Origin of the sequence: Bradyrhizobium sp. RDI18, from assembly GCF_043203335.1 — a bacterium.
Taxonomy (GTDB): Bacteria; Pseudomonadota; Alphaproteobacteria; order Rhizobiales; family Xanthobacteraceae; genus Bradyrhizobium; species Bradyrhizobium retamae.
Genome location: NZ_JBICRN010000008.1, coordinates 1,170,121 through 1,194,615, shown reverse-complemented (window position 1 = coordinate 1,194,615; position 24,495 = coordinate 1,170,121). Strand labels below are relative to the sequence as shown.

Genomic DNA, 24,495 nt, shown 5'->3' with positions numbered 1-24,495 from the left:
GTCAACAAGGAGCTCGCACGCCTTCAAAAATTTGAGGCGAGGAGGGAGCTGGGAGAAGCGGCTCGGCGAGCGCTTTCTCTTCGTAGAGCACAGCAATTCTCCCGCCCGACAAATGAGCCAACTTCCCATGAAGGCATGAAGGCGATTCCGAGTCGCCGACGGAGCATCAAACTCCCGCGGTCAACAATTGGGCGGGTGTCACAGGCGAATAAGAGAGCACAGGCCGCAAGAGATTCCCGCCGCTAACGGGTCTTCACCACGTCATTGCGAGGAGCGAAGCGAAGCAACTCTCCTTTACGCACCGGTGGAGAGATGGATTGCTTCGCTTCGCTCGCAATGACGGTGACAAGTAAACGAGTCTACGCCGAACGCGCCTCATCCTTGCGCTTGCGCGGGTGGACCGGGCGCGCTGCTTCGGGGCGCGGCTGGTATTTTGCCAGCATCGGCCTGATCTCCGCCGCCGGCTTCGGCGCGCTGAACAAATAGCCCTGCATTTCCGAACAGCCGAGTTCGCGCAGCAATTGCCGCTGCTGTTCGGTCTCGACGCCTTCGGCCGTCGTCGTCATGTGGCGTTCGGCGGCGATGTTGACTACCGCCTGCACGATGCAGGACGAGCCTTCCGGCTCGGCGATGTCTGATATGAAGCAGCGGTCGATCTTGATCTTGTCGAACGGGAAGCGCTGCAGATAGCTCAACGAGGAATAGCCGGTGCCGAAATCGTCGAGCGCGATGCGAACCCCGATGGCGCGGAGGTCGTGCAGAACGGCGAGCGCGGCCTCGTCATCTCGGATCAGCACGGCTTCGGTGATCTCGAGCTCCAGCCGGCTCGCCGCGAGGCCCGATGCGGAGAGCGCCGCCATCACCTTCAGGCGCCAGCGTGCCGCTCCTGAATTGAATCGGCGAGACGTTGACCGCGAGCCTGACATTGCCGGGCCAGGTCGCGGCCTCCTTGCAGGCTGTGGTCAGCACCCATTCGCCGAGCTGATTGATCAGGCCGGTGTCCTCCGCGAGCGGCACGAACTCGGCGGGCGAAATCATGCCGCGCTGCGGATGGCGCCAGCGCACCAGCGCCTCGCAGCCGGTTATGGCGTTGGTCTGCAGGCTCAGACATGGCTGGTAATAGACCTCGAAGCCACCGTCGACGAGCGCCTGGCGTAGGTCCATTTCCAGGCTGCGGCGGGCGCGGACCTCGGCTTCCATGTCCGGTTCGAAGAAGCGATAGGTGCGGCGGCCGGCGGCCTTGGCGGCGTACATCGCCAGATCCGCGTTCTTCAGGATCTGGTCGATATCGGAGCCGTCTTGCGGCGCGAGCGCAATGCCGATGCTGGCATCGGTGGTCACCTGATGGCCGAGGCATTGATAGGGGATGCGGATCGCCTCGAAGATGCGGCTGACGAGCTTCATCACGTCGTCGATATCATCGATCCCGGTCTGCACGATGGCGAATTCGTCGCCGCCGAGCCGGGCGACGAAATCGGATCTCCGCGTGCAGGCGGCGAGGCTGGCCGCGACCGATTTCAGGAGTTCGTCGCCGATCATGTGGCCGAGCGAATCGTTGACGCTCTTGAATTCGTCGATGTCGATATAGAGCACCGCCAGTTGCTTATCCGGCCCGGCGTGGGACAATTCGCGCTTGAGCCGTTCGTGGAACAGGGTGCGGTTCGGCAGGTCGGTCAGCGCGTCGTAATGGGCGAGGTGGGTGATGCGCTCCTCGGCGCGCCGGCGCTCGGTGATGTCTTCATGGGTCGCCAGCCATCCGCCGTCGGCGACCGGCTCGTTGACGACCTGGATCGAGCGTCCGTCCGGCGTCGAGATAACCATGACGTTGCGGTGCGCGATGTCGCGCAACACCATCTCGACGTAGTGATCGATGTCGCCGACGAACGAGCCGGTTTCTTTGCGATGGACAATCACCTCGCGGAAGCTGCAGCCCGGCTTCACGACGTCGGCCGACAGGCCGTACATCTCGCGATAGCGATCGTTGCAGATCACGAGATGCTGCTTCGAATCGAACAGCAAGAGGCCCTGCGTCATGTTGTTGACGGCGGTATCGAGCCGCTGCTTTTCCAGTGTCAGCCGCTGCTTCGACGCGCGGTGCTGATGCGAAAGCTTGCGGACGACGAGAAACAGCAGGGCGGCGATCGCCAGCACGGAAAGGCCGGCGATCGTAATCAGGCTTGCGATCTGCTCGCGCCAGTCGGCCAACGCGGCCGATGTCGTCGTCGATGCGACAATCAGAAGCGGAAAATTTGTCAGCGCGCGTGACGCGATCAGCCGGTCTTCGCCGTCGATCGGGCTGGTGAGGCGCGAGGTGCCGTGGGACCGCTCGAACGCCTGCCGCTGGAGGGCCGGACCGTTCCTGAAGTTCTTGCCGATCAGCTCCGGCACATGTGGGTAGCGCGCCAGCAGCGTGCCGTCGCTGTGATGCATGGCGATCGAGGCGCCCGGTCCGAGCGCGACGGTTGCGAAGAACTTTTCGAAACTGGCGGGTTCGATGCCGCGGCCGATGACGCCAAGGAATTCTCCCTTTGGCCCGGTGACCCTGCGTGCGATCACCGTGGTCCAGGCGCCGGTGATGCGGCTATGGACCGGCTCGAGCAGCATTCCCGGCGACCGGGGATCGGACTTGAAGGTCCTGAAGAACGCGCGGTCCGCCGAGTTGACAGATGGCGGCGGCCAGGCGGCCGATGCGTTGATCAAATTGCCGTCGGCGTCGAAGACGTTGACGCCGCCGACATAGGACAGCGCGTCGATCTTGGATTTCAGGATGAGATGGATGTCATGGCCGGACATCCGGCGCTTGTAGTTTTCGACGGTCGCGATGCCGCTGGAGCGCATGAACGCGATCAGGTCCTTCTGAACGACCTGAAAATCTTCGAGCTGCTGGTCGAAATGGCGGGCGAGCAGCAGCACGGTGTTTTCCAGCTCACGTTCGCTATTGCGCAGCGCGCGCTCGCGGAAATTGCCGGCCATGATGGTCGCGCCGATCGCGATGGTGGCGATCAAAAGCGTGCCGCCCAGGATCAACCAGCGGATCGGGCCGCCGCGAAGGGCGAACGCGATCCTCAATGATTTGGTGCCGGTTGAAACCATGGAACGCGATCGCGGCCGGGACATGAACTGCCGGAAGCGGCGTTCTCCCAAACCCGGCCATAGATTCGATACCGCGCCGAGATGGAGTTGACGTTAGGAAGCCTGGTTAATGAATGGTTAGCTCGGTGGCGAGTGTGGGCTGTGACAACCACAGGGGGATCCTCGCGCGTGACGAGGGCGACGCCACCGTCGCCGGGCTCACCGCTCCGCGCGATAATGGCCGGACTTGCCGCCCCTCTTCTCGACGAGATGGATGCCTTCGATGCGAACGCCGCGCTCGACCGCCTTGATCATGTCGTAGATCGTCAGGCACGCGACCGACACCGCCGTCAGCGCTTCCATCTCAACGCCCGTCGGGCCGGTGACCTTGACGGTAGCGCGGACGATGCAGCCCGGAAGTTTTTTGTCAGGCGTGATGTCGAGCGTCACCTTGGACAGCGCCAGCGGATGGCACAGCGGGATCAATTCCGATGTGCGCTTTGCCGCCATGATGCCGGCGATGCGGGCCGTGCCCAATACGTCGCCCTTCTTGGCATTGCCGGAGACGATCAGATCGAGCGTCGCCTTGGCCATGACGACACGCCCCTCGGCGATGGCGGTGCGCTCGGTCGCTGCCTTCGCGGAGACGTCGACCATCCGCGCTTCGCCGGCGGCATCGATATGGGTGAGGGCGGCGCCGCCCTTGGAAGCCTTCCGCGCCATCTGCTAGCCGGTCCCGGTCGCGCGGGCCGTATCGGAACGCGCCAGCAATGCGCGGGTTGCCGCGGTCACATCGGCCTGCCGCATCAGGCTCTCGCCGACTAGGAAGGTCGACATGCCGACGCGCTCGAGGCGAGCGAGATCATCAGGCGTAAAGATACCGCTTTCGCCGACCATCAGGCGGTCACGCGGGATAAGCGGCGCCAGCGCCTCGCTGGTCGCAAGCGTCGTCTCGAAGGTCCGTAAGTTACGGTTGTTGACGCCGATCATCGGCGAACGAAGTTTTAGCGCGCGGTCGAGCTCGGTGCGGTCGTGGATTTCGATCAGTACGTCGATGCCAAGCGCAATCGCCGCGTCCTCGATGTCCCTGGCGGCGGCATCGTCGAGCGCAGCCATGATGATCAGGATGCAGTCCGCGCCATGGGCGCGGGCTTCCACCACCTGATAGGTGTCGAACAGGAAGTCCTTGCGCAGCACCGGCAGATTGGTTGCCGCGCGCGCCGCCACCATGAAATCGAGATGGCCCTCGAACGAGGGCGCGTCCGTCAGTACCGATAGGCACGCCGCGCCGCCGGCCTCGTAAGCCTTGGCCAGCGCCGGCGGATCGAAATCAGCGCGGATCAGCCCCTTGGACGGCGAGGCCTTCTTCACCTCGGCGATCAGCGCGTAGTCGCCACGGGCGAGTTTTTCGCGAATGGCGCGGACGAAGCCGCGTGGTGGCTGGGCCGCCTTGGCGCGGGCCTCGACCTCGGCAAGCGGGTGCGCCCGCTTGGCCGCAGCGATCTCTTCGCGCTTGTAAGTCTCGATCTTGCTCAGGATATCGGACATTTCTGGCGCCCCTCAAATCAGCCGCGTGAGACCGCGATCAGGTGCTTCAGCCGTGCCGCCGCCGCACCGCTGTCGAGCGATTTCGCGCCGATCGCGACCCCTTCCTTCAGGTCCTTGGCACGGCCGGCCACGATCAGCGCCGCCGCGGCGTTCAACAGCGCGACGTCGCGATAGGGGCTGGGCTTGCCGTTGAGCACGCCTTGCAGCGCCAGCGCGTTGGCGTCCGCATCGCCGCCCTTGAGCGCGTCGACGTTGCAGCAGGTGAGGCCCGCGTCCTCCGGCGTCACCTCGAAGGTGGTGATCTTTCCGTTGTCGAGGCTGGCGACAAAACTCGGGCCGGTGAGTGTGATTTCATCGAGCCCGTCGGAACCGTGGACGACCCAGACGGATTCAGAGCCGAGATTTTTCAAGACCTGCGCCAGTGGCTGCACCCAGTGCCTGGAGAACACGCCGACCATCTGGCGCTTGACGCCGGCCGGATTGGAGAGCGGCCCGAGCAGATTGAAGATCGTTCGGGTGGCGAGCTCGACGCGGGTCGGGCCGACATTCTTCATCGCGGGGTGATGCGCGGGCGCGAACATGAAGCCGATGCCGGCCTCCTGCACACAGCGGCCGACCTGGTCGGGCGTGAGGTCGATCTTGACGCCGAGGGAGGCCAGCACGTCGGCAGCCCCCGAACGCGACGACAGCGCGCGGTTGCCATGCTTGGCGACGGGCACGCCGGCTCCTGCGACGATGAAGGCCGCGCAGGTCGAGACGTTGACCGAACCGGAGCCGTCGCCGCCGGTGCCGACCACGTCGACCGCGTCCGCAGGCGCCTTGACCCGCAGCATCTTGCCGCGCATCGCCGCCACCGCGCCGGTGATCTCGTCGACGGTCTCGCCGCGAACCCTGAGCGCCATCAACAGCCCGCCCATCTGCGAGGGCGTGGCCTCGCCGGCCATCATGGCATCGAAAGCGGAGGCTGCCTCGTCACGCGACAGCGTCGCGCCGGTGGCGACTTTTCCGATGATAGATTTGAGGTCGTCCATCGTTTGGCTTTCAAAATCGAGACCTCATGGTGAGGAGGCGCTCTTGCGCCGTCTCGGACGATGCTTCGCATCGCTCGGAGAACCATGAGGCCGGCTCTCATCCTTCGAGGAGCGGCCAGGTGGCCGCTCCTCAGGATGAGGTGAGTTATTATGCTCAATTGTTCGCGCCCGTCACCTGTGCGAAGGCGGCCGCGTTGATGGAGGTGCCGATCTCGGATTCGATCTTGGTCACGTATTGCGCGACCTGTTCGTCGGTCAGGCCGCGCTGCAACGTTTCCTTCAACTTCTTCAGCTCATCGGAGGCCATGTCGACCGGCGGCACCGTCACGTCGGTGACGCGCAACACGATCCACTCGCTGCCACCGGTGCCCGGCGTCTGCGTGACGCCGTCCTTGGGCGTCCGGAATGCGGCCGTGATGGCGGCGGAGGGCACACCTGAAAGCGAGGCGTCGCGGCGGAAACCGGTCGCAGTCTCGACCTTTACTCCGGCCGCAGCCGCTTCGGCGGCGAGCGAGCCGCCTTGCTCGACTTTCTGCACCATCTCGGTTGCCTTCGCGCGCAACTTGCTCGAAATCTGGTCTTCGCGCCATTTTGCCTCGACCTGGCTGCGCACCTCGTCGAGCGGGCGCTCGCGCGAGGGCGTAATGCCGAGCACGTCGTACCAGACATAGCCGCCGGCAAACTGGATCGGTTCGTTGTCGACGCCAATATCGCTGTTGAAGGCCTGCGAAACCACGTCGAGGCCGCGCGGAATATTCGCCACCGGCTGGCCGTCAGGCGTGCGGCCGGAGCGGTCGACGGCCTCGATCGTGATGGGGGTGAGGCCGAGCTTCTGCGAAGCCTCGACCACATTGGCGCCGCCGCTGCGTTCGTCTTCCATCTTGTTCTGGATTTCGTTGACCTTGGCGCGCGCGCGTTCGGTCGCGATTTCCTTCTTCACCTGCGCTGCGACGCTTTCATAGGTCGGCGTCACGCCCGGCTCGATCTTGCCGACCTTGACCAGCGCCACGCCGAACCGGCCCTGCACCGGCTGGCTGACTTCGCCTGACTGCAGCGAGAACGCCGCATCGGCAATCGCCGGATCGATGATCGCGTTCTTTGCGATCATGCCGAGATCGACGTCGGCCAGATTGAGGTTGCGCTCCTTGGCGACGTCGTCGAACGATGTTCCCGATGTGATGCGGCTGCGCGCGGCCTGCGCTTCGCCTTCGTTCGGAAAAAACATCTGCGACACTTCGCGCTTTTCCGGCGTCCCGAGCTGGTCGCGGCGCTGCTCGAAGACCTTCTTCGCATCCTCGTCGGAGACCTCGGTCCATTTGCCGATCTCTTCGGGGCTGATCATGACAAAGGACAGTTTGCGATACTCGGGTGCGCGGAACTGGGTTTTGCGGTCCTCGAAATAGGCGGCCAGCGCTTCGGGCGAAGGTGGATCGATCGTGCCGGCCTGCGCCGCGTCGAGCCTGACGTATTCGATCGAGCGCTGCTCGTTCTGGAAGCGGGCGAGCGCCTCGATCAGGACCTTCGGCGGCTCCGCCCCGGCCGATACGGTGCCGGCGATCTGGCGCCGCAGCCCAACCCGCCGCCGTTCGGCGAGATAGCGCTGCTCGGTGTAGCCGAACTGCCGGATCGTGGCCTGAAAGCGAGCGGGATCGAATTTGCCGCCCAATCCCGCAAAATTCGGGTCGCTGTAGATCTGCCGCATGGCTTCGTCCTGCGACTGGGCGAGCCCCATGCGCCGAGCTTCCTCATCCAGTGCGGCTTCGGCGATGGTCTGTTGCAGCACCTGCCGATCGAGCCCGAAGGCGCGGGCCTGTTCAGGGGTCAGCGGACGGCCGAAACTGCGGCCAAGCTGCTGCAGCTTTTCCGTGTAGATCTGGCGGAATTGCTCCGTCGAAATTTCGGTCTTGCCAATCGTGGCGAGCGACGACTGGCCAAATCCCTTGAAGATGTCGGCAATGCCCCAAACCGCGAAACTGACAATCAAAACGCCCATCACGACGGCCATGACAACCTTGCCGAGCCAGTTTGATGAGGCTTTCCGAATTCCTCGAAGCATGGGTCCAACTTGTCTTTAAAGGAGAGGGGGAACCGGGTCGTGCCCAAGGGAATTCGATCCGGGACCGAATTCCGCAACAAGGCGTCACCGAGTTGAAAACGCATCATAAAGTGGCCGCGCCCCCTCGCAACCTCGCCCATGGGGGCTATTTGAAGCGGTTAATGGCCCGGGATCGCCCGACGGGTATCTGGAACTGGCGGCGTGGCTCTGCTAGCGCATCTAGAACGCTGACATTTGCGGGACAATCGACATGACCGATGCCATCCGGCCGCTGATCGCCGGCAACTGGAAAATGAACGGCCTGAAATCCGCCTTAGGTGAATTCGAGGCAATGATCGCCGGCGCCGGTGCGTTGGCCGGCAAGGCCGACCTGCTGGTCTGCCCTCCGGTCACTCTCATCGGCGGCTTTGCCGATAGGGCGCTCGGTTCAAAACTCGCCGTCGGAGCCCAGGATTGCCATGCCAAGGCCTCGGGCGCCCATACCGGCGATCTCTCGGCGGAGATGCTGGCGGACGCCGGCGCCAGCGCCATCATCGTCGGGCATTCGGAGCGGCGTGCCGATCACGGCGAGACCGACGCGTTGGTTCGGCAGAAGGCGGAAGCGGCTTGGCGGGCGGGCCTGGTGGCCATCGTCTGCATCGGCGAGACCCAGAAGCAACGCGATGCCGGCCAGACGCTGGATGTCTGCGGCGGGCAACTCGCCGGTTCGTTGCCGGACGGCGCGACATCAGGCAATCTGGTGGTGGCCTATGAGCCGGTCTGGGCGATCGGCACCGGTCTGACGCCGACACCAAAAGATGTCGAACAAGTTCATCGCTTTATCCGCGATGTTCTCGTCAGCCGATTTAAGGCGGAAGGCAGCAAGATCCGGATTCTCTATGGCGGATCGGTCAAGCCCTCGAACGCGGCCGAACTGATGGCGGTTGCCGATGTGAACGGCGCACTGGTCGGTGGCGCCAGCCTGAAGGCAGTGGATTTTCTGGCGATTGCGGAGGCGTGTTAGAGCGTTTTCAAGCGAAGTGGGGACCCGTTCGCGTCAAGAAAACGCGTCTATTCAAAAGTCTCAGGCGGCACGCCTTCCTGCAACCGCTTCCAGTAGATCAGCGTGCCCGTCAGCCCGCCATGGGGTTTGAACGCGTAGTCCGGAATGACCCCGGTTAGCTTGAATCCCATCCGTTCATATAGTCCGGCCGCTCCTTCGTCCTCGGCGGTGTCGAGCACCAACAACCAGCGCCCGCGCGCGATCGCCAGCCGCTCGGCCTCGCGCAGCAGCGCGGTGGCGACGCCGCGATGGCGGTGACTGACGCGCGTCATCATCTTCGCGATCTCGGCGCGATGCGGCTGGTTCGGCGGAAGATCGAGCAACAGCGTGACCGTCCCGATCAGCCTGTCCCCGTCAAAGGCGCCAAGGATGATCCCCTCGCCGCGGCCTGCAGCGCTAAGCGAGTTCGACCAAAACGCCTCGGCCGCCTTCTGTGACAGGGGATGCATGAAACTGACCGAGCCGCCGTTCGCCACGGTTTCGATCAGCAAATCACCGAGCATCGCGCAAATTTCGGGCGACGGGTTCAAGGCTTTGATCAGGATGTCCGACATCGGGATGAATTTCCGCAAGGTTCAGCTTCGAGGATTGACGGCGGCGCGCCGCGAGCGCGCCCGCTTGATCTCTGCTATCCGTTCGACATCCTCGATCTGGGGGTGACGGCCGCGTTCGAGAATCTCGAGCGTGTATTCTTCGTAGGTGAGGCCCAGCCGCTCGGCTTTCCGGATGCGGAACGCGACAATGCCGGGCGAGGGGTTGTGCCAGGCCGCGCGGTGCGCCGCCTTCCAGTAGAAGTAATTGCCGATGCCGCCGTCGCCCCATTCAGGCCGGTGCTCCTCCTCGAGCGGCGGCCCGCCATTGTGGCCGACCGAAATCGGGTCGTCGGTACTTTCAGGCTGGGTCGCGGCGTTCTTGCAGGCGGTCTCCAGCATCGGCGTCAGCTCCGGGCAAGCGCCACGACATAGGTGCAGGGCGCGATCGTCTCGTTAGCGAACGTCACTTCCGCCGGCGGGCCGAATCCAAGGCAGTCGCCGGCCCCGAGTTCGTGGCGTTCGCCGCCATCGATGAGCACGAGCGCGCCCGACAACACCCAGAGGACCTGGCGGATGTGGGCGTAGGACGACGCGGGCAGCGTCACGCGCTGCTTCGCTGGCATCTCGACCTTGATGATTTCGATGGGGTGATCGGGCCGGTTGAACACCTGCCGGCGTAAATAGCCGGTCTCGGGATCGCGCCACACCGGCTGCTCGGCGGCGCGCGAAAGACGCCCGCCTTGGCCTTCGGCGCGCAGCATCAGGCCGGCGAGGGTGAGATCGAAGGCGCTGGCGAGCCGAACCAGCACCACCGCGGTCGGGCTGACCTCGGCGCGCTCGATCTTGCTGATGGTGGCTTTTGATACGCCGGAGCGTTCGGCGAGGTCGGCCAGCGACCAGCCGCGGCTGTCGCGCTCGAGCCGCAGGCGGCGGGCGAGCCGGGCGCTGAGGTCGTCTACTAAAGTATCCATTTGTCCATTATAGGAGAAATTGTCGTGATCTCAAGTCCCGGATGCGAGCATCGGGCGGGAAGCATGGGCAGCCTTGCCGTGGCGCCTGCGGCAATTATCTCCACGGCGGCGGTTGGGGGTGACAATGCCCCGTCCGATCGTGTAACACCGCGCAACTTCAGGAAAACCCGCAAGCTCTTGGTGCAGCCGAAGCCCGGCGCTCTTCGCTTGTGACGGAAGGTTTTGAGATGCAGACCGTCATTATCGTCGTTCACCTCATGATCGTCGCCGTGCTGATCGGCGCCGTGCTGCTGCAGAAATCCGAAGGCGGCGGGCTCGGCATGGGCGGCGGCGCCGGCTTCATGTCGAGCCGCGGCACCGCCAACCTGCTGACGCGCACCACGGCAGTCCTGGCGGGCCTTTTCTTCGTGACCAGCATGACGCTGGCCTGGCTCGCGGGCGTTGATCGCAAGCCCGCGTCGATCCTCGGCACACCGACGACGCAGTCGCAGCCGGGTGGCGCAACGCCGGTCGCTCCGCCGACCTCCGGCGGCGTGCTCGATACGCTTAAGAAGGTGGATGAGCAGCAGGGCCAGTCGGGTCCGCAGGCGCCGCGTTCGCAATAAAGCAGGGTGGCTATGCAGGGCGGCCCTCTACCGTCCGGCATCAGAACTTCCCATTAATGCTCTGAAATCGCTTTAAAATTCACATCACCCACAGCCCGGCAAAATGTTTGCCCGTGCATGCGATTCGTTTTGGAGAATCAGGGCTGTGGCCTTAAAGGTAGAATCCCATGGCGCGGTACATATTCATCACCGGCGGCGTGGTTTCTTCGCTCGGAAAGGGTCTGGCTTCGGCGGCACTTGGTGCCCTGCTGCAGGCTCGCGGGTACAAGGTCCGTCTCCGCAAACTCGACCCCTATCTCAACCTCGATCCAGGAACGATGTCGCCGTATCAGCACGGCGAAGTGTTCGTAACCGATGACGGCGCCGAGACTGATCTCGATCTCGGCCATTACGAGCGCTTCACCGGGCGTCCGGCCACCAAGGCCGACAACATCACCACCGGGCGCATCTACCAGGACATCATCACCAAGGAACGCCGCGGCGATTATCTCGGCGCGACGATTCAGGTCGTCCCGCACGTCACCAACGCGATCAAGGAATTCGTTCTCTCCGGCAATGATGAGTACGACTTCGTGCTGGTCGAGATCGGCGGCACCGTCGGCGACATCGAGGGCTTGCCGTTCTTCGAGGCGATCCGTCAGCTCAAGAACGAGCTGCCGCGCGATCACGCCGTCTACATTCATTTGACGTTGCTGCCCTACATTCCGAGCGCCGGCGAGCTGAAGACAAAACCGACGCAGCACTCCGTGAAGGAGCTGCGCTCGATCGGCATCCAGCCCGATATCCTGCTCTGCCGCACCGACCGTGAAATCCCGAAGGAAGAGCGGCGCAAGCTCGGCCTGTTCTGTAACGTGCGCGAAAGTGCTGTCATCGAGGCGAGGGACGTCGACAATATCTATGCCGTCCCTGAGGCCTATCACGCCGCAGGTCTCGACGACGAGGTGTTGGCCGCCTTCGGCATCACGCCAAAAATTCCGCCGGCGCTGCAAAGCTGGAACGTCATCAACGAGCGCGTGCGTAACCCGGAAGGCGCCGTGACGATTGCCATTGTCGGCAAGTATACAGGCATGAAGGACGCCTACAAATCGTTGATCGAGGCGCTCTCCCACGGCGGCATCGCCAACAAGGTGAAGGTCAATCTCGACTGGATCGAGAGCGAGGTGTTCGAGAATGAAGATCCCGCGCCGTTCCTCGAACATGTCAACGGCATTCTGGTGCCCGGCGGTTTCGGTCAGCGCGGTGCCGAGGGCAAGATCCGGGCGGCGCAGTTCGCCCGTGTTCGCGACGTCCCGTATTTCGGCATCTGCTTCGGCATGCAGATGGCGGTGATCGAAGCCGCCCGCAATCTCGTCGGCATCGAGGAAGCCAACTCCACCGAGTTCGGCCCGACCAAGGAGCCGCTGGTCGGCCTGATGACGGAATGGCTGCGTGGCAACGAGTTGGAAAAGCGCTCGCAGTCGGGCGACCTCGGCGGCACCATGCGGCTTGGCGCTTACCCCGCAACGCTCAAGCGCGGCAGCCGCGTCTCGGCCGTCTATGGCGGCGCCACCGAGATTTCCGAACGCCACCGCCACCGCTACGAGGTCAACACGGCCTACAAGGACCGCCTCGAACAACACGGCCTGCGCTTCTCAGGCCTTTCGCCCGACGGCGTGCTGCCGGAGATTGTCGAATACGAGGACCATCCCTGGTTCATCGGCGTGCAATTCCACCCCGAGCTGAAATCGCGCCCGTTTGAGCCGCATCCGCTGTTTGCGTCGTTCATTCAGGCGGCGGTGGTGCAGAGCCGGCTGGTGTAGAGCTACGGAATTGTAGGGTGGGCAAAGGTGCGAAGCGCCGTGCCCACCATTCTATCCAAATATGAGCTGTGAGATGGTGGGCACGCTTCGCTTTGACCACCCTACTGCTCCGCCTTTGACGAGCGCGTCAATTGTTGCGACAAACCGCTCCTTAAGAACAACAATCCTTGGGAGCAAAGCCGATGATCATGGAAATGCGCGTCTATCGCTGTCTGCCCGGCCGCCTGCCGGCGCTCATGAAGCGTTTTGATACGCTGACGCTGAGGCTGTGGGACAAGCACGGCATCAAGCAGGCCGGCTTCTACACCACGCTGATCGGCACCTCCAATCAGGAACTGACCTACTTCATCGCCTGGGACTCGCTTGCCGAGCGCGAGAAGAAATGGACCGCATTCCAGAGCGATCCCGACTGGATCGCCGGCCGCGCCAAGAGTGAAGAAGACGGCCAGATCATCGACAACATCGTCAGCCAGTTGCTGGTGCCGACCGCGTTCTCCGCGGTAAAATAGCTGGCGGCGCAACCCTGATATTCAGGGGGTAAACGGGGTTGATCCTGAAAGCGCGGACCGGCATGGTCCGCGCCAGTTATGAAGGAAAATCCCTTGAACGCGAAACTCGATGCAGCCCCGGTCGTCTCGGTCGGTTCGGTCAACTTCGGCAATAGCCTGCCGATTTCGATCATTGCCGGGCCGTGCCAGCTTGAAAGCCGGGCGCACGCCCTCGAAGTAGCAAGCGCGCTGAAAGAGATTGCAGGCCGCCTCGGCATTGGCCTCGTCTACAAAACCTCCTTCGACAAGGCCAACCGAACCTCGGGCTCGGCCGCGCGCGGAATTGGCTTGGCGCAGGCCTTGCCGATCTTCGCCGAGATACGCTCCTCGCTCGATTTGCCCGTGCTGACCGACGTGCACGAGACCGCCCAATGCGCCGAGGCAGCACAGGCAGTCGATGTGCTGCAGATCCCGGCCTTCCTGTGCCGGCAGACCGATCTGCTGCTTGCGGCGGCCGCGACCGGGAAGGTCGTCAACGTCAAGAAGGGGCAGTTTCTCGCGCCGTGGGAAATGACCAACGTCGTCACCAAGATCACCGGCGGCGGCAATCCCAATGTGCTGGTCACGGAGCGCGGCGCGTCGTTCGGTTACAATACGCTGGTCTCCGACATGCGTGCGCTGCCGATCATGGCGCAGACGACGGGTGCGCCTGTCATTTTCGACGCCACCCATTCGGTGCAGCAACCGGGCGGGAAGGGCACCTCATCCGGCGGCCAGCGCGAATTCGTTCCGGTGCTGGCGCGCGCCGCGGTCGCCGTCGGCGTCGCCGGTGTGTTCATCGAGACCCATCCTGATCCGGACCGCGCGCCGTCGGATGGACCCAATATGGTTCCGCTACGCGAGTTCGAAGCCTTGGTGAAGACGCTGATGGGTTTTGACGCGCTGGCCAAGAACGCCCCGTCGTGACCGCCGCCAGCGGCATGCCGCCGGCGCTCAATATCATTGCGCTCGCGACCTTTTCGGCAGCCCTGTCTGCCCGCGCGCTCGATCCGGTGTTGCCGCATGTGGCCGAGGATTTTTCGGTCAGCATCGCCACAGCCGCGAGTTTCGCCGCCGCCTTCGCCTTCACCTTTGCCATCATCCAGCCGGTGCTCGGCGCATTCGCTGACATTTTCGGCAAGGCGAGGTTGATGATCGTCTGCCTGGCATTGCTCGGCTTCGCCAACATTCTCGGCGCGATGGCGACCTCGTTCCCGCTATTGTTTGCGAGCCGAATTCTGGCCGGCATCGGTTCGGGCGGCGTGTTTCCGATCGCGCTGGGGCTGACCAGCGATCTCGTTGGTGCCGAGAAGCGTCAGGTCGCGATCGGGCGTACGCTGGCTGGCGCCATGACCGGCAATCTTCTGGGCGCTACGGTGTCCGGCCTGATCGGCGATTTCCTCGGCTGGCGCGGCGTGCTGGCTGTGCTTGGTGGAATCGTCGTGCTGGCCTCGATCGTGGTTGCGATCGGATTCCGCGGCGCGGCGCTGACACATCCGCCCCGGACCAGCCTGTCAGTCCTCAAACAGGGCTATCGCACGATTTTCACCAACCCGAACGCGCGCATCTGCTACGCGGCCGTCTTTATCGAGGGCTGCTGCGTGCTCGGCTTGTTTCCGTTCATTGCCTCTTTCTTGTTCGACCTCGGACAAACCTCGCTGTCGATCGCGGGCGTCGTTATCGCGGGCTTTGCGGTCGGTGGCCTCTTCTACACCATGACAGTGTCGCGGCTTCTGCCGAAGATCGGTGTCAACGGGATGATGATCGGAGGAGGCGCGCTGGTCGGTGTCCAGCTCATGGCAGTGGCGATGGGTCCGGAATGGAAGTTGCAAACGCTCAGCCTGATCTTCATGGGCTGGGGTTTCTACATGATCCACGGCAGCCTGCAGGTATTTGCCAGCGAATTGTCGGCGGAGGCGCGCGCGACAGCACTGTCGTTGCACGCGTTCTTTTTCTTCATGGGGCAGACCGTCGGCCCGGTCGCCTATGGCTTCGGGATCCAGCATGCCGGCAAGGTCCCGACCCTGCTCGCGGCGGCGGCGGTGATGATCGCGCTAGGCTTTGTCTGTGCCAACCTGCTGCGCCAGACGCGGCCGGCGGATGCGGGGGTGACGTAGCCCGGGTATAAACAATCCGATGATGCGCTCGATAAGACAGACCGCCGTGACATTGCCTTCTTGTCGTAACCGGTCCGGATGTCGACGCAGGCCGGGATTTCGACCTTAAAATGTAAGAAAATAGTCGCTTGCCGCCATATCTTTCGGAGCGGCTGTATGCTCGGGAGTCTGTGATAAAGATTGCCGGTGGACCGCCGAAGCAATGGAGTTTTTGACTTTCTTTTGTACTGGTACCAGCGATGATTGTCCGAGAACGTTTTCGTGGCCTTTTCCAGAAGTATTTGCTCGTGCTGTTCATGGCCGTCGCGATTCCGCTCGTGGTGAACGGTGTTGTCGAAGCCTGGTTCGGCTATCGCGACCAACGAGAAAGGCTCGATCAGTTGCTCGGCGTTCACGCAACGTCGGCCGCCGCCGAAATCCATGACTTCATCTTCGACATCACAAACCAGCTCGGCTGGCTTGTCCAGGTTCCCTGGAGCGACGAGCCAGACGAACGCCGGCGGACCGAGGCGTTGCGCTTGCTTCGACAAGCTCCTGCCATCGTCGGTCTGGCGCTCATCGATCACAAGGGCCTGGAACGCCTCTATGTCTCACGGATCGGGCTCAATCGAATTGAAAGCCGCGCGGACCGATCCGCTGATCCTGCGGTAGTTGGCGCCCGCTCGGCACAAGCCTGGTTCAGCGATGTAAGCTACCATCGAGGCTCTGAACCACATTTGACGGTTGCGGTGGTTGGCAATCGCCCATCGGTCGGCGCGGTTGTCGCAGAGGTCAATCTCAAGCTGATCTGGGATGTGATTTCAGCGATAAAAGTGGGAAAGAGTGGCTTTGCCTTCGTCCTGGACCGACCGGGTCGGCTCATTGCGCATCCCGACATCAGTCTTGTCCTCCGTGGGGCGGAAGAAGCGACCTCCAAGCCGTTCCGCATCATACGCGACGCAATCGGCCCGGCGGGGGCAGGCTTTGCGACGAGCCGAGATGCGGAAGGCCGTGAGATTGCCGCCGTCGCTGCTCCCGTTGCGGGCCCCGATTGGACAGTAATAGTCGAACAGCCGCTGTCTGAAGCCTACGCGCCCATCTATGCAGCCTTATGGCGGACCGCGATGTTTCTCGCCGCGGGTACGATATTTGCCGCGCTGCTTGCCTACGCATTGGCGCACCGGATGACCGAACCGATAAGGGTTCTGGAGGAAGGGACTGAGAAAATCGGGGCCGGCTCTTTCGATCACCGCATTTCCATCGAGACCGGAGACGAGTTTCAGCGCCTGGCAAACAGCTTCAACAAGATGGCTGCCGAGCTTGAGCTCGCGCAGCAGCATCAGGAACGCATAGCGAAGCTGAAGCGATTCCTCGCGCCGCAGGTCGCCGACCTCGTCGATCGAGCAGGCGACGACAGTGTATTGGACGGCCGCCACGCGGAAGTTGTCGTCATATTCTGCGACTTGCGAGGCTTCACCGCATTTTCTGCGACACTTGCGCCAGAGCAAGTCATGAGCGTGTTGTCGGAGTACTATGCGTGCCTCGGCAGAGCCATCACGCAATTTGCGGCGACACTCATCAGTTTCTCTGGGGACGGCCTCATGGTTCTGGTGAATGCTCCCGTTCCCGTCGAAGAGCCGGCATTAAGGGCTGTCGATCTCGCTGTTGAGATGCAGAAGAGCGTGCAAGGGCTCATCGCCGGCTGGCGATCCCGAGGCTACCAGGTTGGCTTCGGGATCGGTCTTGCCAGCGGGGCAGCGACCGTTGGACGGATCGGATACGCGGACCGGTTCGATTACACCGCCATCGGCAGTGTGGTGAACCTGGCGGCACGCCTATGCGCATCGGCGGCAGACCGGGAAATCCTGATAGACGCTGAAGTCGCCGAACGCGTTAGGGGCAAGCGTCCCCTGGAGCGACTTGGCGACCGCCAAATCAAGGGATTTGACGAAGCTATTCCGGTATTCGGAATTTCCTTCGACACCGTGGCCGACATCAAGCCGCAGGGGTCTGGCGTAATCCGTTAGGGACTGGGTCAACTTCACGGGATATGCTGGGGGCGGCGGCCGAAACACAGCCAATCGGTGAAAGCATGACGAGCGCCAAGTTCAACGCAATGACGTCCGGCAGATGCGTCAGGCGACGAGACTTGCTTGCGTTGATGGCGGGCGCCGCAGCTTGGACAACCCCGCTACATGCGCAGAAGGCAACGATGCCGGTCATCGGCTATCTCTGCGCGGAATCTCCCGAGCTGTTTGCCAGCCGGCTGAAAGCTTTCCATGAAGGACTTCGTGAAGCTGGCTTTGTCGAAGGCCGCAATGTCGCCATCGACTATCAGTGGGCCCAGGGGCAGTACACCCGATTGCCTGCCCTGGCTGCCAACCTCGTTGCGCGCAATGTCGACATTGTCGTCGCGCCCGGCGGCGCGCAGTTGGCACTCGCTGTGAAAGCTGCTGCCTACAACAATGCAATCGTCTTTGAGATGGGTGGTGACCCCGTTCAGTTAGGTGTCGTGGACAGCCTGTCGCGGCCGGGCGGCAATATCACTGGGGTTTCGAGCCTGAGCGTCGACGTGTCGCCAAAACGGCTTGAGCTGATGCATGAAGTGCTGCCAGTCGCGGCAAAACTGACGGTGGTCGCCAATCCTACGAGCCCAACCGCCAATTCACAATTGCAGAAGCTGCGCTCGGCCGCCGAAACCTTGGGGATCCTTCTGCAGGTGGTGAATGCAAGTACCGAGAAGGAATTCGAACCGATTTTCTCTGGCGCGGCCGAGGAAGCGGGCGGCCTGGTCTTTACGTCGGACCCCTATTTTGCATTCCGCAGCAGACGGCTGGCCGAACTCGCAATGGAATATCGCGTGCCGGCAATTACTCAGTCCCGGGACTTCCCCATGGCAGGCGGCTTGATGAGCTATGGGGGAGACTTTGCGCAATCGCATCGACGCGCGGGCATGTATGCTGGGCGGATCCTGAAGGGCGAGAAGCCCTCCGATCTTCCGGTACAACTCGTCACCAAGGTGGAATTCGTCATCAACATGAAGGCGGCGAAGTTATTGGGGCGGGAGTTCTCGCCTTCATTCGTCAGCGGCGCTGATGAGGTGATTGAGTGAGAGGTCTGTTCCCGCTGCGAGGTCACGTCAGAGGCCGAGCGTGAAAAAGGCTAGTCTGGGTTTCAGCCATGTGCTAGAATTTAGGCACAGGGAAGGGGAGCAGCTATGAAGCTTCTCAGACAATCTCTGATGCTGGCAGCCCTTGCCGCGGCGATTTTTCTCGGGTGGAACGCAGTTGCGCAGGCTGGCGAGCCCCGTATTGCCCTTAAAGGCTATGACCCGGTGGCGTATTTCACTGACGAACGTCCGATGGTGGGCGATCCGCAATATCAGTACGAGTGGGACGGGGCGGTCTACCGATTTGCATCCGCCCAACATCTCGCGCTGTTCAAGGCCGATCCCGATCGCTATCTGCCGCAATACAACAACTGGTGCGCTGCTTCAGTGGCGAAAGGCGAGAAGGTATACGGGAATCCGGAATGGTGGCTCGTGGTCGATGGCCGCCTCTATCTGTTCGGAAGACCGATCGGTCCCAGTCTGATGAGCAAGGATGCGGGCATGAAAGGCCGAGCCGACGAGAACTGGCCGAAGGTTTCAGGATTGCCGGCTCCGCCACTGCCGGATTACATGCGTGGCGCGAGCCAATCGCAATAGCGGGCCTATAACCCGGCCGCCTTCATTCCTTCCCGCAGATATTCGGAATGTGAAGGGTCTTTGAAGCGCGAGCCTAACTTCTCCAAATCGAGAAACGGTACGCGGCGGCGGAGCGCCTCGACATAACGCGCGGCCTGCTCCTTGCGGCCGAGTTGGGCAGCGGCTGCAGCAGCCGGGACATTGAACATGGGAAAATCGGAGTAACGCGCAAGGCCGCGCTCGGCGATGCGCAGCGCGTCCTCGTGGCGATGCTCGAGATAATAGGCGACCGCCAGATCGAACACGAACCTCGGTTCGAGCATGGGATCGAGCTTGAGCGCGAGCTGGAGGGCTTCGGTCGCTCCGCCGATGTCGCCCGAGGAGGACTGCACCGACCCCCATATTGCCAGCGCGTTGGCGTCGCTCGGGTTGATTTCAATTGCCCGCTTCACCGCGTCCTTTGCTTGATCGTATTCGGTGCGCGCAAGAAGTATATGTCCGAGTGCACGGTATCCGTCGGGCTCGTTGGGTCCCAGCGCGATCGCTTTGCGTGCTTCTGCCGCGCCCCGCGCGAGTTCCTGATCGGGAAATTCCGTCCAGCCCAGAATTGCCATCGAGTAGAGCGCTTCTGCCAGCAGGGCCCGTGCCGCAGCATAATTTGGGTCCAACTCTATCGCCTTCGTGATCAGCTCGCGAAACTGGCGGTTCGTGGCTCGCGAACCTCCTTGGCCGATCGCCCGCGCACGCAAAACCAGATCGAAGGCCGTCGGATTGGGCCGCGGGTGATCGAGCTGCCGTCGGCTTTCGATGAGCGTAACATTGGCCGCAAGGGTGCCCGCGATCCGACGGGCGATCGTGTCCTGAAACTCGAAAATATCGGTAAGCTGGCCGTCGAAATGATCGGTCCACATCACTGTGCCAACTCGTGGTTCGGTCAATTCCGCAGCGATACGCACGCGTGTACCCGAGTGCCTTACACTCCCCCAACCAGATAGTTCGCGCCCAGCTCGGAAACGATCTCTTCACGTGTGGCCGGCCGCTTCTTATAGGGCAACACGGCATTTCGTCCGATCACCCGCAGCGTGTTGAAACGACCGAGAGCGCTGATGACTTCCTCGGTTACACCGTCGGCGAAATAGTCCTTGCCTTCGTCGCCGGTTTGATTGGCAAAGGGCAGCACAGCAATGACCGGGATCGCGCTGGAGGCGATGGGCTTTGCCGGCGCGGCGCCTTGCGATACATCGGGTGGCGCGCGCGGCAAACTGAACCATGTGATCGCCGCTAAAGCGATCGTGGCCGTTATCGCCACGCCCGCCCATGTCCACACCGATGATCGTCGTCTCGACAGAGCGAGCGGCGCGGCCGGTTCGACCGCTGCAGCCACTGAAGGCTCGATGCGATAGACCTTGATAGGGTTGGAAATGTTCTTGAGTTTCTGCTCCCCGGCGTCCGTGATGGGAATTTCGAGTTTACCCCGTACTTGTCGGTACGCATCTTCGGACAGGCAGATGCCGCCCGGCGGCGCAATCTGCTCCAGCCTTGCCGCGATGTTGACTCCATCGCCGAATACGTCGCCTTTCTCGACAATAACGTCTCCGAGGTTGACTCCGATGCGAAATTCGATGCGGACGTCGGCAGCAATGTTCGTGTTGCGCCGTGCCATTCCACTCTGCATCGCCACGGCACAGGAGACTGCTTCCACAATCGACGGGAACGAAAGCAATAAGCCATCCCCGGTGGTCTTAACAATGTGTCCCTTATGAGCGGCAATAAGCGGATCGATCAGCGCCAGGCGATGTGCTTTCAACGCCGCCAATGTGCCTCTCTCGTTCGCGCCCATCAGACGCGAGTAGCCCACCACGTCGGCGGCGACGATCGCAGCGAGGTGACGCTCGATAGGGCCCGTAGACACAGTCGAGATTCCCTACCAACCTTGAATAGTCCGTCACCTTAGCTCTATTCGGTCCCGCGCGGCGGCAGCAAATAGCCGCAGAGGCGTGCCAATAGCTAAGGATCCGGTCAATATAGGGCATAAGGAGCGCGGATGATGAGCGTTTTTCGCTGCGACGCGGAATTTGGTCGCTATCATGGGCATAGCGGACGTCGAGTAAGTACATCAATCAATCTCGATTTATGGGTACGCACCCTAGCTCGTGCCTAGCCGCGCCCGCGATAGGGCGCGACGCCCTGATCGGGCACCCACACGTCCTTGGGTAGCTTGCCCGTCTGCCAGAACACGTCGATCGGGATGCCGCCGCGCGGATACCAGTAGCCGCCGATGCGTAAGAATTTCGGCTTGATCTCGGCCGCGATCCGCTTGCCGATCATGACCGTGCAATCCTCGTGGAAGGCGCCGTGATTGCGAAAGCTCGCGACGTAGAGCTTTAGCGATTTGGATTCCAGCAGCCATTGTCCCGGCACATAGTCGATCACGAGATGCGCGAAATCCGGCTGGCCCGTCACGGGGCAGATAGAGGTGAATTCCGGTGCGGTGAAGCGAACCAGATAATTGGTGCCCGCTTGCGGATTGGGCACACGGTCGAGCTGCGCCTTTTCAGGGCTATCAGGCCATTCCACGGCACGGCCGAGCTGCAATGATGTGGGCAATGATTTCTTGGCCATTATGATCGTCCTGTTGCGAGCGCTGACATGAACGCTGCGGGGGTCATCGTCAACCGTCAGCGCGAGGCTGGGTCGCCAAGAAACCGAACCAGCGCCTGCCGTTCGATGGCGTCCTCGATCCCGCGCATCGACATCCACAATCCCGGAAACATCGCGGCGGGATCGGCAAGGAAGGCTTCGAGGCGCTTCGCATCCCAGCGCAATCCTTCGTCGCGTGCCTTGCGCAGCGCCGGCGAGTAATCGAACTCGGCATCGTCAGCTACCGTGCGCCCGATCAGCCCTGCAAGGTTTGGGCCGGGCAGGCCGCGCTCCGCGGGATCAAGGCTGTGGCAGGCGCGGCAGGGCGCGAACGCCCGCACGCCGTTTTCTTCCGCGATGGCGGGCGCGGTTAGGAGGAAAGGCAACAGCAGCAGCGCAGCGAATGACTTCACGCGACCGTTTGTATCACGACCAAGCGGTCATTGCCGGATTCGCCGCCCCAGGTTTCGCCGGGCCGGCCGTCGAGCTGGCGCACATTCGCGCCCGGCTGATCGCTGGGAAATGCGTTGAATTTCTCCGTCACCGGATCGAAGCGCACGATCGCGTTGGCGCCGAAATCGGTGAGCCAGACCTTGTCCTTGTCGTCGACATAGACCGCATAGGCGCGGGGATTGCTGCCCGGCAGCTTCCACGCCTTCCAGGAGCCGTCGGCAGGATCGTGGACCGATACATTGCCGCTATTCCATTCGCTGACCCAGATCCGGCCCTTCGAATCCGACCATACGCGCCGCGCGCCCTGCTTGGGTGTGGGTGGCTCGACCACAGTCGCATTGCCAGTCGCCGGATCGATCTTTGCGATGTGGTTGCCGGCGAGCGAGGCGTACCAGATGTCGCCCTTCGGCGTGACGGTCATGCCATAGGTGCCGCGGCCGCGCGGTGATTTGAACACGGTCATGTCGCCCGATTTCGGATCGAGCCGGCCATAAATGCCGGATTGGCCGGTGAACCAGTAGATGCCGCCACTGTCGAATACGCCGGTGTTGAGGTTGGCGTAGGCCTCCTTTTCGGGCAGGCGGAACAGCGTCACCTTGTGATCAATGGGGTCGACGCGCGCGATTGCGTTCTGTCCGCCTTCGGTAATCCAGGGCGCGCCATCTGGACCGATGATGACACCATGGGGCGCGGCGCCCTTGCCAAGGTCGATTAGCTTGTAGGATCCGTCGCGTGGATCAAGCCGGCCGAGCGTGCCGTTGCGCTGGCCGCAGAACCAGATCGAGCCATCGGGGGCCGGAGTCGTGTCACGCGAGCCCATACCGGATGCGACCGGATAATACTTGACGCGGAACGGGCCTTCCTGTGCGTTCGCGTGGCGCAGGAGAGTGGGCGCGGCAAGGAATCCGGCAGCGGCGGTTCCAAGAAACTGGCGGCGATTCATTGCGTTACCCCGGTCTATCAATGTGAAGGTTTGGACGCTGATATCAACCTTGGGGCAGTTTATTCCTGACCCAGCTCCATCGTCCGGAAAAGGCCCAGCCAAAGCGTTCACATTTGCTTGCGCGCCGTGTAAGACGCCCCCCAAATCGCCACCCACCACTTTAGGAAAGTGCAGACATGACCGCCATCGTCGACATCATTGGCCGTGAAATTCTCGATAGCCGTGGCAATCCCACCGTTGAAGTCGATGTGGCGCTGGAAGACGGCTCGATCGGCCGCGCGGCTGTTCCCTCCGGCGCCTCCACCGGCGCCCATGAGGCGGTCGAGCTGCGAGACGGCGACAAGCAGCGCTATCTCGGCAAGGGCGTGCAAAAGGCGGTGGAAGCCGTCAACGGCGAAATCTTCGAGGCGCTGAGCGATCAGGCCGTCGAGGATCAGGTCCACATCGACCAGATCATGATCGATCTCGACGGTACGCCGAACAAGAGCCGGCTCGGCGCCAACGCCATTCTCGGCGTCTCGCTGGCCTGCGCCAAGGCAGCGGCCGAATCCTTCGACATGCCGCTCTATCGCTACGTCGGCGGCACCTCGGCGCGGACGCTGCCGGTGCCGATGATGAACATCATCAACGGCGGCGTGCATGCCGACAACCCGATCGACTTCCAGGAGTTCATGATCCTTCCCGTGGGCGCCGCGAGCTTCGCCGAGGCGCTGCGCTGCGGCTCGGAAATCTTCCACACGCTGCGCAGCGAACTGAAGAAGGCCGGCCACAACACCAATGTCGGTGACGAGGGCGGCTTTGCGCCGAACCTGCCGTCGGCGGACGCAGCCCTCGATTTCGTGGTGAGCGCGATCGGCATGGCCGGCTACAAGGCAGGCGGCGACGTGATGCTCGGCCTCGACTGCGCGGCCACCGAGTTCTTCAAGGACGGCAGTTACGTCTACGGCGGCGAGAACAAGACCCGCTCGCGTTCCGAGCAGGCAAAATATCTCGCCGATCTCGTCTCGCGTTATCCGATCGTCACGATCGAGGACGGCATGTCAGAGGATGACATGGACGGCTGGAAGGAACTGACCGACCTGATCGGCAAGAAGTGCCAGCTCGTCGGCGACGACCTGTTCGTCACCAACGTCACCCGCCTTGCCGACGGCATCAAGAACGGCCGCGCCAATTCGATCCTGATCAAGGTCAACCAGATCGGCACGCTGACCGAGACGCTCGCCGCCGTCGAACTGGCGCACAAATACGGCTACACTTCCGTGATGTCGCACCGTTCCGGCGAGACGGAAGATTCCACCATCGCCGATCTCGCGGTCGCCACCAATTGCGGCCAGATCAAAACCGGATCATTGGCGCGCTCCGATCGCACCGCCAAGTACAACCAGCTCCTGCGTATCGAGCAGCAACTCGGCAATCAGGCGAAATATGCCGGCAAATCGGCGCTGAAGGCCTTGGCATAACGCATCGGCGCAACCAGATAGGACGGACACCAGG

At 62.6% G+C, this 24,495-nt stretch carries 22 protein-coding genes and 1 pseudogene; 10 read left to right on the top strand and 13 right to left on the bottom strand.

Features of this window, described 5'->3' with window-relative positions:
- Positions 1–359 precede the first annotated feature (359 nt).
- The 5 genes and pseudogenes from ACFXS9_RS14565 to ACFXS9_RS14545 all read right to left on the bottom strand — a co-directional run bounded on the left by ACFXS9_RS14565 (position 360) and on the right by ACFXS9_RS14545 (position 7,707).
- A pseudogene (locus ACFXS9_RS14565) lies at positions 360–3,093 on the bottom strand (EAL domain-containing protein).
- Positions 3,094–3,291: 198 nt separating this feature from the next.
- Positions 3,292–3,795 (bottom strand): cyclic pyranopterin monophosphate synthase MoaC, encoded by a 504-nt coding sequence (gene moaC, locus ACFXS9_RS14560; RefSeq protein ID WP_392689853.1) that lies wholly within the window; start codon positions 3,793–3,795, stop codon positions 3,292–3,294.
- A gap of 3 nt (positions 3,796–3,798) precedes the next feature.
- A complete protein-coding gene (gene trpC, locus ACFXS9_RS14555) occupies positions 3,799–4,620 on the bottom strand; it encodes an indole-3-glycerol phosphate synthase TrpC (protein ID WP_392689851.1) in 822 nt (273 codons plus the stop codon).
- A gap of 17 nt (positions 4,621–4,637) precedes the next feature.
- On the bottom strand, positions 4,638–5,651 hold the full coding sequence (gene trpD, locus ACFXS9_RS14550; protein WP_392689849.1) for an anthranilate phosphoribosyltransferase: 1,014 nt from the start codon (positions 5,649–5,651) through the stop codon (positions 4,638–4,640).
- A gap of 154 nt (positions 5,652–5,805) precedes the next feature.
- Complete coding sequence (locus ACFXS9_RS14545) at positions 5,806–7,707, bottom strand: SurA N-terminal domain-containing protein (RefSeq protein WP_392689847.1); 1,902 nt, start codon at positions 7,705–7,707, stop codon at positions 5,806–5,808.
- A gap of 250 nt (positions 7,708–7,957) precedes the next feature.
- Here ACFXS9_RS14545 and tpiA point away from each other — a divergent pair, with 250 nt between their 5' ends.
- On the top strand, positions 7,958–8,710 hold the full coding sequence (tpiA, locus tag ACFXS9_RS14540) for a triose-phosphate isomerase (protein WP_392689845.1): 753 nt from the start codon (positions 7,958–7,960) through the stop codon (positions 8,708–8,710).
- A gap of 47 nt (positions 8,711–8,757) precedes the next feature.
- On the opposite strand, the gene ACFXS9_RS14535 is transcribed toward tpiA, so the two are convergent.
- Genes ACFXS9_RS14535 through ACFXS9_RS14525 form a run of 3 tightly spaced genes read right to left on the bottom strand, consistent with a single transcriptional unit; the run spans position 8,758 to position 10,253 of the window.
- Positions 8,758–9,303 carry a GNAT family N-acetyltransferase gene (locus ACFXS9_RS14535; protein WP_392699792.1) on the bottom strand — a complete coding sequence of 182 codons (546 nt, stop codon included), beginning with the start codon at positions 9,301–9,303 and terminating at the stop codon, positions 8,758–8,760.
- 21 nt (positions 9,304–9,324) lie between these two features.
- On the bottom strand, positions 9,325–9,681 hold the full coding sequence (locus tag ACFXS9_RS14530) for a hypothetical protein (protein ID WP_392689843.1): 357 nt from the start codon (positions 9,679–9,681) through the stop codon (positions 9,325–9,327).
- A 5-nt stretch (positions 9,682–9,686) separates the two neighbouring features.
- Positions 9,687–10,253, bottom strand: coding sequence for a helix-turn-helix domain-containing protein (locus ACFXS9_RS14525; RefSeq protein WP_392689841.1), 567 nt, complete (start codon positions 10,251–10,253; stop codon positions 9,687–9,689).
- Positions 10,254–10,480: 227 nt separating this feature from the next.
- Here ACFXS9_RS14525 and secG point away from each other — a divergent pair, with 227 nt between their 5' ends.
- The 8 genes from secG to ACFXS9_RS14485 all read left to right on the top strand — a co-directional run bounded on the left by secG (position 10,481) and on the right by ACFXS9_RS14485 (position 18,986).
- Positions 10,481–10,858: a preprotein translocase subunit SecG gene (gene secG / locus ACFXS9_RS14520; RefSeq protein ID WP_334382096.1), complete on the top strand. Its 378-nt coding sequence runs from the start codon at positions 10,481–10,483 to the stop codon at positions 10,856–10,858.
- A gap of 167 nt (positions 10,859–11,025) precedes the next feature.
- Complete coding sequence (locus tag ACFXS9_RS14515) at positions 11,026–12,657, top strand: CTP synthase (RefSeq protein WP_065747222.1); 1,632 nt, start codon at positions 11,026–11,028, stop codon at positions 12,655–12,657.
- Positions 12,658–12,839: 182 nt separating this feature from the next.
- The gene (locus tag ACFXS9_RS14510; protein ID WP_392689838.1) at positions 12,840–13,166 is read left to right on the top strand and encodes an NIPSNAP family protein; all 327 of its coding nucleotides are present in this window, start codon (positions 12,840–12,842) and stop codon (positions 13,164–13,166) included.
- A gap of 78 nt (positions 13,167–13,244) precedes the next feature.
- Positions 13,245–14,111, top strand: coding sequence for a 3-deoxy-8-phosphooctulonate synthase (kdsA, locus tag ACFXS9_RS14505; protein ID WP_392689836.1), 867 nt, complete (start codon positions 13,245–13,247; stop codon positions 14,109–14,111).
- A 14-nt stretch (positions 14,112–14,125) separates the two neighbouring features.
- Positions 14,126–15,301 carry an MFS transporter gene (locus tag ACFXS9_RS14500; RefSeq protein WP_392699791.1) on the top strand — a complete coding sequence of 392 codons (1,176 nt, stop codon included), beginning with the start codon at positions 14,126–14,128 and terminating at the stop codon, positions 15,299–15,301.
- 239 nt (positions 15,302–15,540) lie between these two features.
- A complete protein-coding gene (locus tag ACFXS9_RS14495) occupies positions 15,541–17,307 on the top strand; it encodes an adenylate/guanylate cyclase domain-containing protein (protein ID WP_392689834.1) in 1,767 nt (588 codons plus the stop codon).
- Positions 17,308–17,441: 134 nt separating this feature from the next.
- Positions 17,442–18,392 carry an ABC transporter substrate-binding protein gene (locus ACFXS9_RS14490; protein ID WP_392699789.1) on the top strand — a complete coding sequence of 317 codons (951 nt, stop codon included), beginning with the start codon at positions 17,442–17,444 and terminating at the stop codon, positions 18,390–18,392.
- Between the two features lie 105 nt (positions 18,393–18,497).
- On the top strand, positions 18,498–18,986 hold the full coding sequence (locus tag ACFXS9_RS14485) for a YHS domain-containing (seleno)protein (RefSeq protein ID WP_392689832.1): 489 nt from the start codon (positions 18,498–18,500) through the stop codon (positions 18,984–18,986).
- A 5-nt stretch (positions 18,987–18,991) separates the two neighbouring features.
- On the opposite strand, the gene ACFXS9_RS14480 is transcribed toward ACFXS9_RS14485, so the two are convergent.
- From ACFXS9_RS14480 to ACFXS9_RS14460, 5 genes are all read right to left on the bottom strand, one after another.
- Positions 18,992–19,876 carry a hypothetical protein gene (locus ACFXS9_RS14480; protein WP_392699787.1) on the bottom strand — a complete coding sequence of 295 codons (885 nt, stop codon included), beginning with the start codon at positions 19,874–19,876 and terminating at the stop codon, positions 18,992–18,994.
- A 62-nt stretch (positions 19,877–19,938) separates the two neighbouring features.
- Positions 19,939–20,877 (bottom strand): adenylate/guanylate cyclase domain-containing protein, encoded by a 939-nt coding sequence (locus ACFXS9_RS14475; protein WP_392689830.1) that lies wholly within the window; start codon positions 20,875–20,877, stop codon positions 19,939–19,941.
- Between the two features lie 245 nt (positions 20,878–21,122).
- On the bottom strand, positions 21,123–21,587 hold the full coding sequence (gene queF / locus ACFXS9_RS14470) for a preQ(1) synthase (protein WP_392689828.1): 465 nt from the start codon (positions 21,585–21,587) through the stop codon (positions 21,123–21,125).
- 56 nt (positions 21,588–21,643) lie between these two features.
- Positions 21,644–22,018, bottom strand: coding sequence for a c-type cytochrome (locus ACFXS9_RS14465; RefSeq protein WP_392689827.1), 375 nt, complete (start codon positions 22,016–22,018; stop codon positions 21,644–21,646).
- A complete protein-coding gene (locus ACFXS9_RS14460; protein ID WP_392689825.1) occupies positions 22,015–23,001 on the bottom strand; it encodes a lyase in 987 nt (328 codons plus the stop codon). The genes ACFXS9_RS14465 and ACFXS9_RS14460 overlap by 4 nt, the downstream gene beginning before the upstream one ends.
- A gap of 176 nt (positions 23,002–23,177) precedes the next feature.
- Here ACFXS9_RS14460 and eno point away from each other — a divergent pair, with 176 nt between their 5' ends.
- Positions 23,178–24,461 carry a phosphopyruvate hydratase gene (eno, locus tag ACFXS9_RS14455; protein WP_392689823.1) on the top strand — a complete coding sequence of 428 codons (1,284 nt, stop codon included), beginning with the start codon at positions 23,178–23,180 and terminating at the stop codon, positions 24,459–24,461.
- Positions 24,462–24,495: the final 34 nt, after the last annotated feature.